Below are 17,684 nucleotides of genomic sequence, written 5' to 3' on the forward strand. Positions count from 1 at the left end.
CCGGCAGTTCGAATACGTGGACTAGGCGCCGAGTCTCGCCCACGACACCCGACAGTGGACGCGCTAGGAAAAATCGTATCATCGCTCGGCTCCGTGATCATCGCGTCCGGCGGGGACGGCTGCGGTCGAGGGGCAGACCGTCCCCGCCGGACTTTCAGATCCGCCGTCACGTGGAGGGCACGCGGCGGCGGATGACCATCGGTGGTGCCGGAAAAGCCTTTTGCGAAGCCCTTTCCTGTGGTGGATCGGTTTTCTGGGCTCCTCAGTCACATTTCTGGGGATCGTGCGTGCAGTGAGATAGGCGCGGCAACGCGGGCAGGCTGGAGCTGGTGGTATGAGGCTTGAAGCGATCAACAATTCATGTCCGCATAGGGCGACAAACCATCCCTCTTGGCGCTGTACTCCGCGCGCAAACTCCTCATCTGTGATCGCGTGATCGTGACTGTCGACAAGGCATCGACTCCACGTCACGTATAGGCGCTGGCCGAGGTCGTTAGTATGAGTCATAGGGGCGCCACTCGATGCAGGTTGGTCGCTTTCGGGTGTTCAGCCACTCAATCAATGCGGCGCGCGCATTCGGGATCGGAATCGCCGCCGTGCGCGGGAACACCGCGCCCGTTGTGCCGTTGAATATCAGATTGACTTCGGGAAGGGGACGTTTCGGGTTGAAAGAGTTCGCAATCGGCATTTCTCGATCATGGTTATCCATGTAATTCATCGCGGCAAAACCGGACGACGGCCGGACGCTGATCCGAAGCTGATGATCGGGAAAGGGGCCCTCTTTGCTGCGATGAAATTCGACGTCCCCAACTATGAGCGTGGTCTCCCAGTCGACATGATCCGTTCTTAAAATCTCGTCGACAAGTCGAGTCGATTCCAGCATTCCGCTCGTGACGCGGGCCACGCCAGTGGTAAGCGAAGCTGTTAGGAGCATGTGTTCACGTCGCCGTTCGGTCGGGAGTGGTTCGGGCCGGGCGCGCGGGTGCGCGCTCAGACTTGGCCCAACCGTCACGCTGTGCGACAGGCCCGTCTATATCGCTCTCGGCATGTGACATGCCGAGAGCGGCATAACGCCAGGTGGAGGTGCGATTACGCTGAGGTCCGGCTCACTCGCTGGTGAGACCATGTCGCCCTATGTACGCTGGTCAGAGGGAGGCAGGCACCAGCAAGGCGAGGGGATCCGATGAGTGCACCCGGTGGTCCGCAGCATCGCGCGGCCGGCACTTCCGGCGGCCGTCGCTGCCAGGGGTGCGGGTCGGCACTTGCCGCAGACAACACGGCACGCCTGTGCAGCAAGTGCCACCGGGAACAGCGTGACCAGCTCCGGACGCCTCCCGCCCAATTGAGGAACGAGTTCTTCGAGACGGACGAGTTCCGTGCGGCCTTCGAAAGCCAGCACATCGGCAAGGTGTTCAAGGCGTATCGGAACCACCCGCGTCACCTTCAGCTCTTCGGCAAGGCGTTGAATCAGGAGCTGTTGGGGCGGTGGCTCGGGCTCACTCAAGCTCAGGTCAGCAAGCTGGAGAACGGCAAGCCTGAGCAGAACCTTGAGACGCTTCGGAATTACGCCAAAATTCTTCACCTGCCTCAGCATCTACTCTGGTTCGACTTCCCCGGTCAAAGCCGTTTGAGGTTTCAGCACCTCTCTGTGGGGCAACGCCTGAACTCCGGCGACTCGCGGGCAAGCGGCTTGATCACTCCTGAGGCGCGCGATGAACTCCTAGTCGTGAATACGGGCATGGACACGCTCGAACTACTTCGGCGGGTTCGTGCGTCGGCAATCGATTCGTCCACAATCGACGCCCTGAACATCACCGTTGAGCAACTGTGCTGCGACTACCCGCACGCGGATGCCCGTCAGCTCATGACGACGGGTAAGGAGTGGCTCGGCAAGATGACCGAACTGCTCGAAAACCGCCTGACCCTTGGTCAGCACCGCGAGGTGCTCACCAAGGCCGGGATGTTGGCCCTGCTGGTGGGATGCCTTGAGTACGACGTGGGCGACGCGCGCGCAGCCGAGGCCACCCGACGAATGGCAATGGAACTCGGGAAGGAAGCCGGAGATCCCGGCATTGTCGGCTGGGCGCATGAAATGCTGGCATGGTTCCACCTGACGGCCGGAAACTACCGCGCCGTGATCCCAGCAGCCGAGTCCGGAGCTCTGGCTGCGCCCTCGCGTTCCGTTGCGGTCCAGCTTTACGGTCAGCAAGCCAAAGCCTACGCCCGCATGGGAAAGGTCGAGGAAGTTCACAAGGCCCTCGACGCTGGCAGCGAGCTGCTGGGACGTCTGCCGTTCCCGGACAAGCCGGACAATCACTTTGTGGTCGACCCGGACAAGTGGGACTTCTACGCGATGGACACCTACCGACTGGTCGGCGAAGACCAACTTGCCCAGCGCAACGCTGAGGAAGTCATGCGCCGGAGCGTCAACCCCGAAGGCGTTCCGATGGCACCCATGCGCATAGCGGAAGCTCAGCTCACGCTCGCCGTGATCGCCGCCAGGCGCGGTGACGTCGACGAGGCCGCCGCGTTGGGCATCCAGGCGCTTCAGAACGGCCGCCAGAGCCGTCCGACCCTGCTCATGGTGTCTGCCGAGCTAGAGCACGAGCTGGACACCTACGGCGCCAACGCAGGCGCGGACTTCCGAGAGATGTTCGCCGACGTCAAACGCGCCCAGTAACACAATATTCTCATAGGGAATATTCTCGACGCTCAATATTCTTTTCTGGAATATTGCGAGATCTGAACATGGCGCTGACCTGCGCATATTCCATCATAGAATCCTTTATTCAGGTGCTGGCATAGTCGCTATCTCGCGTTGACGGCTTACTTGATGGCACGGCCCCGCAACCGCAGGGCTGAAGCCAATAGTAAGGGTCAAAAACTGATGAAAACCATAAAACATGACGCCGCTTCTTCGGCGTTTCTTTCCATCCGTCAGGCCGCATGGAGTCTCGGTGTCACCGAGTCCTGCGTGAGCTCCGCAATCCGTAGTGGCGTGCTACGTGCGGTGCGTCGGCGCTCCCATCTGGTAGTTCCGGCGACGGAGCTGCGGCGCGTGCTGAGTGGCGGTGCGCGATGACCGATAACGACTACGAGGAGATGGCCGCCCAGCTCGACCGGTATGCCGACGTGCCGGACGACGTGCTGAACGAAGTGGTGACCAGGGACGGTCTGTGCTTCTGGGCGTTCGACCGGGCCGACATGCCCAAGCTGTCTGGCAACAGCTCGCCGGACCGGGACTTGGCTGCCGGGATGTGCGCCGGGTGTCCGGTGATCGACGAATGTCGGGAGCTGGACTTGCGGACGGCCGGGCCGGACACGGTTGGGGTGTGGGGTGCGCTGCCGGACACCGACCGGCGGGCCCTGTATCCGGTGTGGCTGCGTCGCCGGGGTGGTGAGGCGCGATGACGGTCAATCTCACGCCAACACAGATCCTCGCCGGAGTCGGGGTGCTGCTGGCGCTGTTCATGGTCTGGCGGTGGAGCGCCCGTAAGGCTCGCCGGGCCGCCGACGCGGCGCGGGCAAGTTCCCGAGTGGCGTCACTGGCCGGACGCGTGCTGTTCACGGGCGCGGCGTTCACGGACGTTCAGTGGCTGGTGATCACTCACGTGCACAACCCGACCCTGGTGCTAGTGGTCCTCGGGGTGCCGGACCTGATCGCGGCCCATGTCCTGACGCGCGCCCTGACGGTCACGTCCATGGACACCACGATGCACCGCCGGGGTGGTGGTCGCCGATGACCACCAACCAGAGCGAGACGGCGGTTCAGGGACGGGCGCGGCGGCTGGCCGAGGATGCCGCCGAAGCGGCCGACGTCCGGCGCTGGCAGACCCACCCCGATGTGGTGGCGCTACGGGTCGAGCGGGTGCGGGCTCAGGTCGACCGGCTGTGCTGGTCCGGGATCGTGCTCGGGTTGGCCTTCACTGCCGCCAATGTGCAGTGGTTCGCGGCCGCAGGTTCCGCCGTGGGGTCGCTGCCGTGGCTGACGGCGTGGCTGCTCGATCCGACCGTGTGCCTGGTCTTGCTGGCGATCTTGCGGGCCGAGCAGGTGACCGCGCGGTACCAGGTCCACACGGGAGCTTGGGTGCGGACGGCGAAGTGGCTCACGCTGGCCGCCACCTACATCATGAACACCTGGTCGTCGTGGGCGGCCGGGTCGCCGGCCGGGGTGGTCCTGCATTCGGTTCCGCCGCTGGTCGTGTTCGTGGCGGCTGAGGCGGTGACGGATCTGCGGGACAAACTCACCGACGCGGTGGCCGTGGCGTTCATGAACGCCACCGTTCACGGGGACGCTCGTGAACCGGTCCGATTCGAGGAACCGGCTGCGCTGGTCCACGAACCGAACACGCCTGTTCACGAACCAACCAACCCGGCCGGTGAGCGGACCGTGTCAGCTTCTGAACCGGTGACACCGGAACCCGTGACACCGGAACCGCCTCGGGAGAGCCCCGCTCGGCGGAAGCTGTTCGCCGACTACCTCGCCGATGCCCGGGAAGCCTGGACGTCTGGTGTGGAGATCACCCCGGCGTGGGTCCGGGAGGCCACGGGGTGTTCACGTGGGCTGTCTTCCCGGCTCGCTGCCGCGCTCCGCGTGGAGATCGGCAAGGGGGTGCGCGGTGGCGACTGAACCGAACCGGGAGGACCACGAACACGCCGCGCTGGCTCGCAGCGGCGGCCGGGACGTCGAACACGTCGGCCCGGTACTCGACGGCGAATTGATCGACGACACGTTGCCCCAGCCCCGTCCCCGGAAGCCCCAGCGACCGGGGAGCCCCTGGCAGCGATGCACTGCGTGGGCGGGGCGGATGTGGCGGTCCGGGCCGGTGGTGCGGGCGCGGTCGGTGGTCGCCTACCGAGCGCGGAAAGCTCCGCTGGATCTGCTGAGGCTGGTGTGGTTCGTTCTGCGCGGGAACTGGCGGTGGCTGGTCAAGTTCTGGAACTGGGCCACCTACGCCGATCTTCGCGCCGACGCGCGCCGGGCGCGGCTGTCCGGGGACGCCGAAGCGCGCCGCGCTGCGCAGGAGCTGATCCGGTCCGATGCCACCGCGCGATGGGCACGGCTCGGCATCGTGCTGCGCCGGGTGGTGATCACGTTGCGGTTCGCGGGACCCGTCGCCGGGGTGCTGTGGCTGGTGAATTCGGTGATGGACCGGGCGGATATGTGGCCGTGGCTGGCGGACGTCTACGCGGGAGTGGACGGCGTGTGGTCGGCGCTCACGGTCGCGGTGCCGCTGCTGCTGATCGTGGCTCCGGTGGTGTGGGCGGTGGCAGCGGCGTTCGAAGGACGCGACCGCGCGCCCGGTGCCGGGTGGCTGGTCCGTCCGGACCGTGAGGATGCCGACTCCTGGATTGATGAACGGATGATTTCCAAGGCGCTGGCGCATCTGGGCATCGCGCCGCTTGACCGGTTCTACCGTGACGGCGGGGAACTGGTCTACACGGTGGCCGCGCGCAAGGACGGTGACGGCACGTTCGCTCAGCTCCGGTTGCCACTCGGGGTGACCGCCGACATGGTCGCCGCACGCCGATCGAAGCTGGCCGCGAACCTTGGTCGTGCCTCACTGGAAACCTGGCCTACCAAGGGAGATGAGGATGGCGTACTTGACCTGTGGATCGCCGACAAGGGCGTCTTGCGGGGTGGGGCCGGCCAATGGCCGATGGTCCATGATGGACAAGTCGACGTGTTCGACGGTGTCCCGTTCGGACTCTCCCAACGCGGGGTGGTCATCAACGCGCCGTTGATCGGGGTCAACTGGCTGATCGGCGGTCGTCCGGGGCAAGGTAAGTCGGCGGCGTTGCGGACGCTGATGCTCGGCGCGGCCCTCGACCCCACAGCGGAACTGTGGATGTTTGTCATGGGCGAGTCTCCCGACTTCGAGCCGTTCCGGCCTCGCCTGTCCCGTTACGGGATGGGGATGGATGACAGCGTGGCTGAGGCGGCAACTCAGGCGCTGGCGGACTTGCTGACCGAAATGGAGCGACGCGGCAAGATCCTCGGAGAGCAGCCGGGCCGCCCGCCGAAGGTCTCGCGCAAGCTCGCCGATAAGGCTGGGCTCGGCCTGCACCCTTTGGTGTGCGGTATCGACGAGTGCCACGAGCTGTTCCAGCACCCCAAGTACGGGAAGAAGGCCGCCGAACTGGCTGTGCGGCTGATCAAGCGGGGGCGCAAGTACGGGATTGTGTTGCTGCTAGCCACCCAGTCTCCGATGAAAGACAGTATTCCCCGGGAGGTCACTCGCAACGTCTCGTGCGGTGTCGCGTTCTCGGTGGCCGATCAGGTCGCCAATGACGGCCTGTTGGGCTCTGGCAAGTACGCGGCCGGTATCCGCGCGACCGAACTGCGGATCAATACCGACCGGGGGACCTGCGTTGCGGTCGGCATCACGGACGAGACGTTCGAATTGGTCCGCACGTTCTAAGTCCCGTTCGAAGACGGAGCCGACGACGTTACCCCGGTCGTTAGCCGTGCCGTGGCTCTGATCGCCGAGATGGGCCGGGCTGTCGAGTCCAGCGCACGGACGCAACTCGAGCCGGGTGGACCGGTTGAGGTGGACGAGCTGTCCGACCTTGCCGATGTGATCGGTGGGGATGACCGGGTGCGGACTCAGCAGGTGCTGACGCGGCTGGTGGAGCTCAACCAAAAGCACTACGGCGGGTGGAGCTTTGCCGCACTGTCCGCGCTGCTGGCTGAGCACGGCATAGCCGCCCGCAAGTCCCACGGCGTGATGACTGTGCGCGCCACCGACGTCACGGCTGCTCTCGCTCGCCGGGAAGCGGGGATGGTCGCAGGGGAGGAGCCGGGGACGTGGGGAGTTCTCCCCGCCGACTCCCAAAGGCAGGTTCCCCACGCTGACCAGCGCAAACATGGCACGGGGGGCCCGGGGAGCCGCCGCCGGCCAAACCCAGGGGCGGGTCGAAACCCGGGTGATCCTGGGACCGGACCGGCTCTCTCCCCAGCTCCCCGCCTGCCGGACGAGGGGAGGTGACAGGTGCATTTGCCCGACCAGATCACCCACGCACCGCAAACGACCGCACAGCAGCAACTGAAGGGCAGCGACTATGACCACCACCGCAACGCGAAAGCCAGCCGTCCGACCTACGGCGAAGCGAGCACAGCAGACGGCGATCGCGCCGACGGGCCGGACGATGGAGATCGGGCCGACAACGATCGGCACCGGCGTGCGGGTAAGGGTTCCGCCGTAGGAAGGCGTGAACGGATCGCAGATGGCCTGGAGCCGGCCGCCACGACCAGACCAGGCGTGGCGGGATCCGGCTTGTCGGTCGCATTAATAGCGGGTCCGAACGGCGCGCTGTGGGTCACCGTCGACGGCATGGATATCCAGGAGGTGGCAGACCGGATCACTGCGGCGTGCGACGTGCTGTATCGATGGCAGTGAGCCGGTAGTGTCCCGTTCCTGTGAGTGCCCCTCCGCCCATGGCCCATGCGGCGGAGGGGCACCCTGTCGTTGAGGACATCACGAGAACGCTAGTGCAAGCGTCTGCACACCGTCGCTCGCTACAACGCCAACGCATCGAACATATGGGCGGATGCGCGTTCACTCTGGCGCGTGACGACTGTTTGCTAGCGCCGGATTTATCTGCAACTTTGCATATCATCTCTTGGCGGCGCGCATCGGAGTAGAGATTGAGGTGACAGTGCACAGAGTCCAGACGTTGCGATGTGCGGGTCACCCCGCCTTAGGGCGGCGGTTGCTTGAGAGCGCTCGGATGGCCGATATTTTCCACCTAGTTGCACATGAAAGGATAAAATGTCTTTACCTACGTCGTATCTGACCAGCGTCAAAAACCTGCCTGCAATCATCGATTCCTTGCAGAAGGCCCAGGCGCCGGAACGATTCACGCAAAAGTTCCTGGAGGACCTAGGGTTCCCCAGTAGTGCGGATCGCTTAGTAATTACTATGCTTAAAGCGTTGGGATTGTTGACTGATACGGGTCAGCCAACACAGCGGTATCATGAATTCTTGGATCGGTCCGAAGCGAAGAAAGTGCTTGCGCAGGCGATTCGAAGTGCATATGCGGATCTGTTTCAATTAAACAAAAATGCGCATCAGATGCAGAAGGCTGATGTGCAGGGCAAGATGAAAACAATATCTCAAGGACAACACAGTGATGAAGTGCTGGGAAAGATGGCCGCCACCTTCAGGGCCTTCTCTGCGTTAGCGGATTTTTCCGATGAGGTTGACGTGAGTCGTCAGCTGGAGGAGGGAAAAAAGCTTTCGCCTGCAAATTCGGATGCGCGTCCCGTTGATGATGTTAGCGGCAGTGGCCCTTTGAGGATGAGTGGCTTAGTTTACAATATAAATATTCATCTACCGGAGTCGAGGGATCCGGCCGTATATGACGCCCTCTTTCGTAGTCTGCGGGAGCATCTTCGATGAATCCTGAGATATACGAGTTTATATATCGAGGGCAACTTGCGGAGCAGGCTCTTGATGCTGCTGGAAGAAAGAATTCTTTGGTGCATGGCGATGATGAACTTCTGCGTATTGCTCTTAACTTCGATTTGCTTGATAGCTCTGACCTTGCGGCAGGACTTCGCATGGCGAATGTCTATGCTGCGATAACGGCCTTCGAGCGGGCAGCGCGAACCTTTGTTGCCAAGGTTTTGCAGGGTGAGTACGGCGAGAATTGGTGGCGGACGCAGGTTTCCGAGAAAATCCGCTCATTTGCTGAAAGTAGGCGCGATGACGAGGATCGAGTGAAATGGCATGGCACTAGGGGTGACGATCCTCTAACTTATACCGAAATGGATCACCTTGCCAAGATTATGCAACAAAATTGGTCGGATTTCGAACCGTTCGTTCGTAGGATAGACTGGATGAACGCAATCTTCTCGAATATTGAACGCTCCAGAAATGTAATCATGCATAGTGGCTTCTTGGATAAGTCGGATGTGGAGCGCGTTGGAATGAATATTCGAGACTGGATTCGTCAGGTCGGCGGTTGACCTCGGGCGAGGGTAATCTAGTGTCTAGGGTAAGAGGTGAGGGCGTGGATCGCAAAAGACTATTTATTCAAGCGCTTGAAGAGTTGGATAGACTAGTCTCAAAGGGGCAGTCACGCGTTACTGACTATGAGCTTCTCAGGGTATCTGCGCTACTGCGACAGCTGATTCTCGATGCTCAGCCATTGTACGTGCAAATAAATCGGGAGTATCGAGTTTCGGTCACATTTCGTTCATCGTACCCTGCAAGTATGACCGAACAGGATCTTCCGGAGCCGCCCTTTGAGGGGGTTGATACTCCCTTTCCGGTTGGGACAAAAACATCATCGAGAGAAGAATTTCTTCGACGATTCGCTGGCTATACTCGACCAAACTCCTTCACGGTCAAAGATCTAATACTGTACGGGGCGAATGTGGCTGGCGGGGTGCACGCTGGTAGTCCCAAAAGTCCTGAAGAGATCACAATGCATGAGAACGCTGACGTCTTACAGATACTCGGAAAAGAGCCAGCTTTGCTGGAACTTCTGGGCATCGGTCAAGTTGTAGTGCGAAGTCTTGCTCCGCTCTATCGCCTCGTCAAAGCTGATATTGTCTAAGGTCCTTCTTGAGCTGGCTCCCTCGACGTGGCCGGGGCTAACCTGTGGCGCTGTCATCTGCCTGCTCGCGGCTTCGGGTATTGTCTTGCGTGACGCTCGCGGCGGCGAACGTTTTGAATGAAAGTAGAATCGAGATGGCTAGTGGTTGAAGTGACGACGATAGCGGCGGTAGCGGCAACGGTAAGTGCACTTGCTGGGACGGCATCCGCAGTCGCTTCATGGAAGTCGGCGCTCGCGAGTGGTAAAGCCGCCCGGGAGAGTCGTGAAGCCTTGGCATACGCAACGCGCCCTTATCTGGCGCTTCATGCAGTCCGGGATAATACTCCTGACTCGACTACGACCGAGATAGTCGAGATTCGGAATACTGCGGGATTCGCTGCGGACGACGTCCGAGTGGTTGTGCACGACTCGGACGGGCGTCGGGTAGGTTCTGGAGAATTGCCGTCCATGGCGGGCCAGGTGCCAAACTCGTGGGCGGGCGAAGCTCCTCTTCGTATTGAGCTTACGGCGCTGTCTCCTTTGCAGAACGTGGGTGATACTCGGTCAATAACGGCAACAATTCGGTCATCTGACCGTCAGCATATTTTGCAATGGGAACAGAAAGCCACTTTGGTTCGTAAGGTTGTTCCGCCGGGTGATGGCGACCATCGCGCGCTGATTAAATTGGAGTTGTACGAGGTTGGTGAGCCGCGCGCTATGGGGAAGTTGGCGTAGATTAACGACGGAAGTCCATTGATCAAACGTAGGTTGAGTTCATCTTCCTTCCAGATTTTCGGATCGCCTTCTGTAATCTCGTCACGAAGATTCCAAGTTTCCTGGTTTGAGGAGATCTGTGATCTCTAGCGTTCCGCTTGTGATGGCGGACCGGTTGTACCGGTCGGCGACTTCTGGCATGGCTTCTCGCCATCCGTCCGGCAGGCGCCACCCGGCCCGCCACGTGCCGTCTGACCGTTTCTGCACTGCGAACGAAAAGCCTAGTTCCAGCCACCTGAGACGGCGGTCTTCTGGTGACATCCCTGCTAGCTCTTGCTGCCAGGTCCGGTCAGTGGGAACCCATTGCACGCCTCCGGGGTCGGCTGGAAGCGCCCGTAGTGTGTCGATGTCGGAGAGAACCTTCTCCCCGTCTTCCATGATTCGGCTTCGATCCTCTGCTGAATTGGCACGCGCGACTCCGGACATCAGCTTGCCGTACTCCCGCTCCAGCTTCGCTATCTGGTTGGCGTGGTTGGTCGGTGGCAGAACGATGCGCTCGCGAACGGGAACCATTGCGAAGATCTTGTAGAATGCTTGAGTGGCCAACGGCTCTACTTCTTCCGCGTTCATGGCCGGGCCGTGCTTGCGTGATGGGCATTGCCAGAACCTGTACTGGTACTCGACCGCTGGTTTTCCGTTCTTGCCGCCTCGCTTCACAACGGTCAGTCGATGCCACAGATTTTCCGAGCACTCTGGGCATACGAGGATGCCGGAGAATTCATATGGCCGGTTGCTTCCTCGCGTCTTTCGCTTGGACTTTTCTTCCAGTCGGGCAACTATCTCGGCTTGCTCAGCGGGTTCGAAGATCCCGAACTCCACCAATGCTGGATCTGTGAGCAGGCGACCCAACGTATTGCCCTGCCATTCGTACCTTCGCAGTTCGAGTGTGACGGGATCTTCGCCCCGTCGCTCCGCTCCCAGTTGCAATTGCCTGTCTCGCGGTGTTACGACTTCATTCTCGTTCAGCCAGCGGGCCATGTCGATAAGGCGCGTTCCTGATCGCGCCATCTTTGATAGTTTGTGAAGGATTTTGACCGCAAGGGGATCGAGTCCGAGAATCCAGCCACCGCCGGGTAGTTCGACGGGCATGGTTCCATAAATATGTCCTTCGCCGCCCCAGCGACCGGCTTCCTTGAGTCGGGCCTTGGCTGCACGGAAGCGCTCCCTCATGCGCTCTCGTTCCATGCGGGCGAACGCTGCAATCAGAGTAATCATGAACTCGGACATGGAGTTGCTGGAATCGATGCCCTCGGCAATGCAGATCAACCGCTTTCCGCGCGCCCGGAGCCATTCCAGCAAGGTCAGCGCGTCCATCACATTGCGCACCAAGCGATCCAACTTGGACACGACCAGTGTCTTCCACGGCTTCGGTGGCGCATCAGAAAGCCAGAGCCTCAACCCGTCTCGCTTCTCGGGTTCCAAGTCGCCGGAGACGTGAAGGTCCTGGACGGTTTCAGCAATCGGAATGCCGTAGGCATTCGTCCACCGGTGCGTGTCGCCTACCTGTGACTCGCTGGACGTGCTCTCGTCGGAGAAGTGCGACTGACGGACGTAGCACAACGCTGCGTCGCCCTGGGGGTCGAACGGGACGACCGCCGGCCGCTCGCTGAGTTGCTTCTTGAACCGCCGCCGCTTCCGGGGTGCTGGTGCGCTCATAGTCGGTATCCTCGCTGGTAGACGCGTTGCCAGTGTAGTTGGTTGACGCGCTTGGTGGACCACGAAGTCTCCAACAACTGGTACCCGGGCGAAGTCCTCGACAACCCGGCCTACACCGAGAAGCGCACCGACGTCCTCGCGCCGCGGGCGTACCAGGCGTTTCACGAGTGGCACCCGATCGACGCCCGCCAGGCGGTCGACGGCCGCGTCTACCGCAGCTTCCGCTACGGCTCGCGCGTGGAGATCTTCGTGCTGGACATGCGGACCTACCGCAATGCCAACACCGCGGACCAGACCAAGCCCGGTTACATCCTCGGCGACCGCCAGGCCCGCTGGCTGGCCGACGCGCTCGGGCGCAGCACGGCGACGTGGAAGATCGTCCAGGCGGACATGCCGCTCGGCCTGGTCGTCCCCGACGGCAAGGACATCGAAGCGGTGGCGAACAACCTGCCGGGCGCGCCGGGCGGCCGCGAGACCGAGCTGGCCTGGGTGCTGCGGGAGATCCAGCGCCGCCGGGTCCGCAACGTCGTCTGGCTGACCGCCGACGTCCACTACACCGCGGCGCACCACTATTCGCCCGACCGCGCGGCCTTCCCGGACTTCGACCCCTTCTGGGAGTTCGTGTCCGGACCGCTGAACGCGGGCGCGTTCGGCCCGAACCAGCTCGACCCGACGTTCGGCCCGGAAGCGGTCTTCGTGCACGCCCCGCCGGTCGCGAACACCGCCCCGATCGACGGCTTCCAGCACTTCGGCGAGCTGAACGTCGACGGCGCGAGCGGCGACCTCACCGTGGACCTCCGCGACGCCACGGGGGCTTCGCTGTGGTCGAAGACGCTGCACCCGCAGGGCCGCTGACCGGGCGTCGCGGCTCGGCCGGTCCGGCGGCCCGCAACGTCATGAACGAGTCGTTCACCTCGCTGGACGCGATGAAAGGGTCGTTCATGACCTCCGGGGCGCGGCGTCATTCGCGACCTCCACCGAGACCGCGCACCGGGTCCGGCTACGCTCACGCGCACCGATACGCAACCGCAACAAGGAGAAACACCGTCGTGACTGAACGCACGCTGGTCCTGGTCAAGCCCGATGGCGTCGCGCGCGGCCTCGTCGGCGAGGTCATCTCGCGGATCGAGCGCAAGGGCCTCAACCTCGTCGCCGTCGAACTGCGGACCGTGCCGCAGGCGCTGGCCGAGGAGCACTACGCTGAGCACAAGGAGCGTTCGTTCTTCGGCGAGCTGCTGGAGTTCATCACGTCGGGCCCGCTGGTCGCGCTCGCCGTCGAGGGCCCGCGCGCGATCGCCGCGTTCCGCCAGCTGGCCGGCGGCACCGACCCGGTCGAGAAGGCCACCCCGGGCACCATCCGCGGCGACTTCGCGCTGGAGACCCAGTACAACCTGGTGCACGGCTCGGACTCGCCGGAGTCGGCCGAGCGCGAGCTGAAGCTCTGGTTCCCCGACCTGTGATCGACACCGGGGCCGCGCGCGAGCGTGGCCCCGGTTCCCTCCCGGAGCGCCGATGACCACGATGCCCTTCCCCGCCCGCGACTACCTGCCCGTGCTGCGGGAGCTGACGGGCGCGTTCGCCGACGCCCTGCGCACCGGCGACCCGGCCGCGAAGGTGCCCGATTGCGGCGACTGGACCCTCGCCGACCTCGGCGCGCACCTCGGGAGTGTGCACCGCTGGGTCGCCGAGGTCCTCCGGACGGGTGAGCCGCAGCCCGACGACTTCGAAGCCGGGCCCGATCTCGTGTCGTGGTACGCCGAAAGCGCGCGGCTCCTGCTCGACGAACTTTCCGCCGCCGAGCCGGGCGATCGCTGCTGGCACTTCGGCGGCACCGAAAAGACGAAGGCGTTCTGGTTTCGCCGCCAGGTGCACGAAACCGCCGTCCACCTGGTCGACGCCGGGAGTGCGTACGTCCTCGACCCGGCCGTGGCCGCGGACGGCGTCGACGAAGTCCTCGGCGCGATGCTACCCCGCGTGACGCGCTGGCACGCCGTGCCCGAGCTGCCGGGCCCGGTTTCCCTGCGCGCCACCGACACCGGTGACGTCTGGACCGTGCACCCCGGCGAGCCGCCCGCGCTGGGCCCGGCCACCGACGGCGCGTCCGTCGAAGCGCCCGCCCGCGATCTCCTGCTGCGGCTGTGGAAGCGCACCGGCCCGGACCCGCGCGTCGAAGGCGACGCCGCGGCCGCGCTGCTCGCCGCGCCGCTCACGCCCTGATGGTGTTCTAGACCATTCAGGCGGCGTTCACCGGGAAGCCTTCCCCCGGCCGTGCCACTGCGCTGTGCTGGTTCGGCTCACGCTCACTCGATACTGGGGTTCCTGGTGAAGAAGACACGCCTTCCTTTGGGGGGTCCGGGTGGCGAAGCCCCCGGCTCGAGGCGCAGCCTCGGATATCACAGCACTTTGCTGTCGTTCGTCGCCCTGGTCGCGACGGCGTTCGCCGCTCCCGCCCACGCCGACCCGCTCCGGGCGCCGCTCGGCACGCCACCGGTCGAGGCCGCGCCCGCCGCGTCGTCGGACCGCCAGGGCCCGGCCGCCTTCGCCGCCGCGAATCCCGACGACGGGCTCGTCACCGGCAGCGCGACCACCGAGGTCGCGCCCGGGCTGAACCTCACCCAGTTCGACCGGTTCGACCCGGCGGGCTGGATCCGCGGCGACACCCTCGCCGTCGACCTGGGCACCAAGGTCGTGCGGCCCACGTACCTCAGCCCCGGCACGGTTTCCGCGCGCACGCCGCTCTCCCAGCAGGTCGCGCGCGCGGGCGCGGTCGCCGGCGTCAACGGGGACTTCTTCGACATCAACGCCACCGGCGCGCCGATCGGCGTCGGCATCGACCGCGGGCAGCTGCAGACCGCGCCCGCCACCGGTCACAACCTCACCGCGTCGATCACCGGCGAAGGCAAGGCGCGGCTGGCTTCGGTCTTCCTCGAAGCCACCGTGACGCTGCCGGGTGGCGCGGCGAAGGCCACGAACTTCAACAGCCCGGTCCTCGGCACCGACGCGATCGGCGTCTACACGCCGCTGTGGGGCGCTTCCGGGCGTGCGACCTCGGTGGCCGGGGCCTCGCGCGTGCGCGAGGTCGAGCTGCGCGACGGCGTCGTCACCGCCGTGCGCGAACAACCCGCGAGCGGCCCGATCGCGGCGGGCACGACGCTGCTGCTGGCCCGCGAAGCCGGGGCGGACGCGCTCGCCGCGCTCAAGCCGGGTGACCCGGTCGGCGTCACGTATGCACCCAGGTCGGACGCCGGGAAGATCGCGGTCGCCGTGGGCGGCAACGAAGTCCTGCTCCGCGACGGCGTCGTGCAGCCGGTCGACGACGTGGCCATGCACCCGCGGACCGCGGTCGGGTTCTCCGCCGACGGCAGGCGGCTGTGGCTGGCCACTGTGGACGGACGGCAGGCCGACAGCCGCGGCCTCACCGAGCTGGAACTGGCCCGGCACATGAAGAGCCTCGGCGCCGACGACGCGATCAACCTCGACGGCGGCGGCTCGTCGACGCTCCTGGCGCGCAACGAGGGCGAAGCCGCGCCGACTGTCCGGAACTCGCCGTCCGACGGCGGCGAACGCCTGGTGCCCAACGGGATCGGCTTCACGACCGTGCCGGGCAGCGGCCGGCTCACCGGCTTCGCGCCCGCTCCCGCCGTGACGGCGGACGGCGCGGACCGCGTGCTGTCCGGCCTGAGCCGGCACCTGGTCGCCGACGGCCACGACGAGACCGGCGCCGCGGTGGCCGCCGAGCCACGCTGGAGCACGTCGGACTTGCGGCGGGCGACCGTGACGCACGGGGTCGTCACCGGCCACGGCCCGGGCGCGGTCGACATCGTCGCGAAGTCCGGCCGCGCGTCCGGGAAGACGACGCTTTCCGTGCTGGGCAAGGCGGTCCGGCTGGGCACGAGCACCGAGCAGGTCGCGCTGACGGGCGCCGGCGCCCGGAGCACGTTCAAGGTCTACGGCTACGACGCCGACGGCTACAGCACCTGGCTGGAACCCGACGACCTCAAGCTCGACTACGACCACTCGGTCGTGCGGGTCGAGCCCTCGGGCGACGGGTACGCGGTGACCGCGCTGACCGCGTCCGGGGCGACCTCGATCACCGCGTCGGCCGCGGGTTTCACCACGCACCTGGCCGCTTCGGTGGGCACCGTGCCCCGGATCGCCGCCCCGCTGGACGGCCCGGCGGGCTGGACGGCGACGGTGTTCCCGGCGGTCGTCGGCGCGGCGCTGTCGGCGGCGCCCGGGCGTGACGGCGGCGCCGGTCTCGCCCTGGACTACCGGCTGACCGGCACGAACGCCACGCGCGCGGCCTACGTGACGCCGTCCGCAGCTTTGGCCGTCCCGGCGGGCACCCAGAAGATCGGGCTGTGGGTGAACGGCGACGGCAAGGGCGCGTGGCTGCGGGCCGAGCTGCGCGACGCGGCGAACGTGGCGTCCGTCGTCGACCTTTCGCTGAGCGTGGACTGGACGGGCTGGCGGTACGTCACCGCCGCGGTCCCGGCCGGGCTGCCCGCCGGCCAGCGCCTCGCGCGCTTCTACGCCGTCGAAAACGTGCCGGACCAGCAGTACGAGGGCCGGCTGGTGTTCGACGACCTGACCTTCGAGGTGGCCCCGACGACGTCGGTGCCCGCCGACCCGGCCCCGCGCGACCCCGCGCTGGTCACCGACGGCGTGCTGACCGGCGGCCTGCGCGTCGCGGTGGTCAGCGACGCCCAGTTCACCGCGGACGACCCGGCGGGCCCGCTCGTCGCCCAGGCCCGGCGCGCGCTGCGCGAAGCCGTCGCCGCGAAGCCGGACCTGGTGCTGATCAACGGCGACTTCGTGGACCGGGGCACACCGCCCGACTTCGCGCTGGCCCGCCAGGTGCTCACCGACGAGCTGGACGGCAAGGTGCCCTGGTACTACGTGCCGGGCAACCACGAAGCCGAGGCGGGCAACGGGCTCGCGAACTTCCAGGCGGTCTTCGGCGAGACCCACCGCGTCGTCGACGTGCACGGCATCCGGCTGGTGCTGCTGGATTCGTCGCGGGGTTCGTTGCGCGCCGGCGGGTTCGACCAGGTCAGGATGCTGCGCTCGGCACTCGATTCGGCGGCCGCGGACCGGTCCGTGCGCGGCGTCGTCGTCGCCATGCACCACCCGGTCGAGGACCCCAGCCCGACCGGGAACTCGCAGCTCGGCGACCGGAAGGAAGCCACGCTGCTGACCCGGTGGCTGACCGGGTTCGAGCAGGCGTCCGGCAAGCCCGCCGCTTCGGTGGCTTCGCACGCCGGCGTGTTCTCGCTGTCCCGGGTGGACGGCGTGCCGTACCTGGTCAACGGCAACTCGGGCAAGGCACCCGCGGCGGCACCGGGCGACGGCGGGTTCGTCGGCTGGACGCTGCTGCGCGTCGACCCGGCCGACCGCGCCCAGCCGGTGCGCTTCGAGACGCGGCCGAACGTCGACTCGCTGACGCTGTCCGGGCCCTCCTCGCTGGCACGCGGTGAGCGAGCGGTCGTGCGCGCTTCGGTTCGGCAGGGCACGCGGGACGTGCCGGTGTCGTACCCGGTGAGCGCGGACTGGGCGGTGAGCTGGGGCGTCGTCGCGTTCGACCCGGCTTCGGGCGTGCTGACGGCGTTGCGGCCGGGCGTCGCGCGGCTGTCGGTGACGGTCAACGGGGTGACCGAATCCCTGGTCGTGACCGTGCGCGGCTAATCCGTTCGGTTTTTGTCGGTGCCCGC

15 protein-coding genes are annotated in these 17,684 nt (G+C 65.3%); 13 read left to right on the forward strand and 2 right to left on the reverse strand.

Annotated features, from left to right (window positions below; translation table 11 throughout):
• Positions 1-493: 493 nt before the first annotated feature.
• The gene (locus MUY14_RS03330) at positions 494-904 is read right to left on the reverse strand and encodes an Imm1 family immunity protein (protein WP_247020658.1); all 411 of its coding nucleotides are present in this window, start codon (positions 902-904) and stop codon (positions 494-496) included.
• A gap of 279 nt (positions 905-1,183) precedes the next feature.
• Here MUY14_RS03330 and MUY14_RS03335 point away from each other — a divergent pair, with 279 nt between their 5' ends.
• The 9 genes from MUY14_RS03335 (at position 1,184) to MUY14_RS03375 (ending at position 9,564) form a co-directional block, all read left to right on the forward strand.
• Positions 1,184-2,680 carry a helix-turn-helix transcriptional regulator gene (locus tag MUY14_RS03335; protein ID WP_247020660.1) on the forward strand — a complete coding sequence of 499 codons (1,497 nt, stop codon included), beginning with the start codon at positions 1,184-1,186 and terminating at the stop codon, positions 2,678-2,680.
• 398 nt (positions 2,681-3,078) lie between these two features.
• The gene (locus tag MUY14_RS03340) at positions 3,079-3,411 is read left to right on the forward strand and encodes a WhiB family transcriptional regulator (protein WP_247020661.1); all 333 of its coding nucleotides are present in this window, start codon (positions 3,079-3,081) and stop codon (positions 3,409-3,411) included.
• Entirely contained in the window at positions 3,408-3,743 is a 336-nt protein-coding gene (locus MUY14_RS03345) for a hypothetical protein (protein ID WP_247020663.1), read from the forward strand. Before MUY14_RS03340 ends, MUY14_RS03345 begins: the two co-directional genes overlap by 4 nt.
• Positions 3,740-4,630, forward strand: coding sequence for a hypothetical protein (locus MUY14_RS03350; RefSeq protein ID WP_247020665.1), 891 nt, complete (start codon positions 3,740-3,742; stop codon positions 4,628-4,630). Before MUY14_RS03345 ends, MUY14_RS03350 begins: the two co-directional genes overlap by 4 nt.
• Positions 4,620-6,422 (forward strand): FtsK/SpoIIIE domain-containing protein, encoded by a 1,803-nt coding sequence (locus tag MUY14_RS03355; protein ID WP_247020667.1) that lies wholly within the window; start codon positions 4,620-4,622, stop codon positions 6,420-6,422. The genes MUY14_RS03350 and MUY14_RS03355 overlap by 11 nt, the downstream gene beginning before the upstream one ends.
• A 576-nt stretch (positions 6,423-6,998) precedes the next feature.
• Positions 6,999-7,400, forward strand: a complete 402-nt coding sequence (locus tag MUY14_RS03360; protein WP_247020669.1) for a hypothetical protein — start codon at positions 6,999-7,001, stop codon at positions 7,398-7,400.
• A gap of 372 nt (positions 7,401-7,772) precedes the next feature.
• A complete protein-coding gene (locus MUY14_RS03365) occupies positions 7,773-8,402 on the forward strand; it encodes a DUF5343 domain-containing protein (protein ID WP_281506249.1) in 630 nt (209 codons plus the stop codon).
• Positions 8,399-8,971 carry a Swt1 family HEPN domain-containing protein gene (locus tag MUY14_RS03370; RefSeq protein WP_247020673.1) on the forward strand — a complete coding sequence of 191 codons (573 nt, stop codon included), beginning with the start codon at positions 8,399-8,401 and terminating at the stop codon, positions 8,969-8,971. Before MUY14_RS03365 ends, MUY14_RS03370 begins: the two co-directional genes overlap by 4 nt.
• A 248-nt stretch (positions 8,972-9,219) precedes the next feature.
• Positions 9,220-9,564, forward strand: a complete 345-nt coding sequence (locus tag MUY14_RS03375; RefSeq protein WP_247020675.1) for a hypothetical protein — start codon at positions 9,220-9,222, stop codon at positions 9,562-9,564.
• Between the two features lie 795 nt (positions 9,565-10,359).
• On the opposite strand, the gene MUY14_RS03380 is transcribed toward MUY14_RS03375, so the two are convergent.
• A complete protein-coding gene (locus MUY14_RS03380) occupies positions 10,360-11,973 on the reverse strand; it encodes a recombinase family protein (protein ID WP_247020677.1) in 1,614 nt (537 codons plus the stop codon).
• Positions 11,974-12,015: 42 nt separating this feature from the next.
• On the opposite strand from MUY14_RS03380, the gene MUY14_RS03385 reads away from it, so the two are divergent.
• From MUY14_RS03385 to MUY14_RS03400, 4 genes are all read left to right on the forward strand, one after another.
• A complete protein-coding gene (locus tag MUY14_RS03385) occupies positions 12,016-12,828 on the forward strand; it encodes an alkaline phosphatase (protein ID WP_281506250.1) in 813 nt (270 codons plus the stop codon).
• A 194-nt stretch (positions 12,829-13,022) separates the two neighbouring features.
• Positions 13,023-13,433, forward strand: a complete 411-nt coding sequence (ndk, locus tag MUY14_RS03390) for a nucleoside-diphosphate kinase (protein WP_247020679.1) — start codon at positions 13,023-13,025, stop codon at positions 13,431-13,433.
• A 52-nt stretch (positions 13,434-13,485) separates the two neighbouring features.
• Positions 13,486-14,190, forward strand: coding sequence for a maleylpyruvate isomerase family mycothiol-dependent enzyme (locus tag MUY14_RS03395; RefSeq protein WP_247020681.1), 705 nt, complete (start codon positions 13,486-13,488; stop codon positions 14,188-14,190).
• A 186-nt stretch (positions 14,191-14,376) separates the two neighbouring features.
• On the forward strand, positions 14,377-17,658 hold the full coding sequence (locus MUY14_RS03400; protein ID WP_247020683.1) for a phosphodiester glycosidase family protein: 3,282 nt from the start codon (positions 14,377-14,379) through the stop codon (positions 17,656-17,658).
• Positions 17,659-17,684: the final 26 nt, after the last annotated feature.

Source organism: Amycolatopsis sp. FBCC-B4732, from assembly GCF_023008405.1.
Taxonomy (GTDB): domain Bacteria; phylum Actinomycetota; class Actinomycetes; order Mycobacteriales; family Pseudonocardiaceae; genus Amycolatopsis; species Amycolatopsis pretoriensis_A.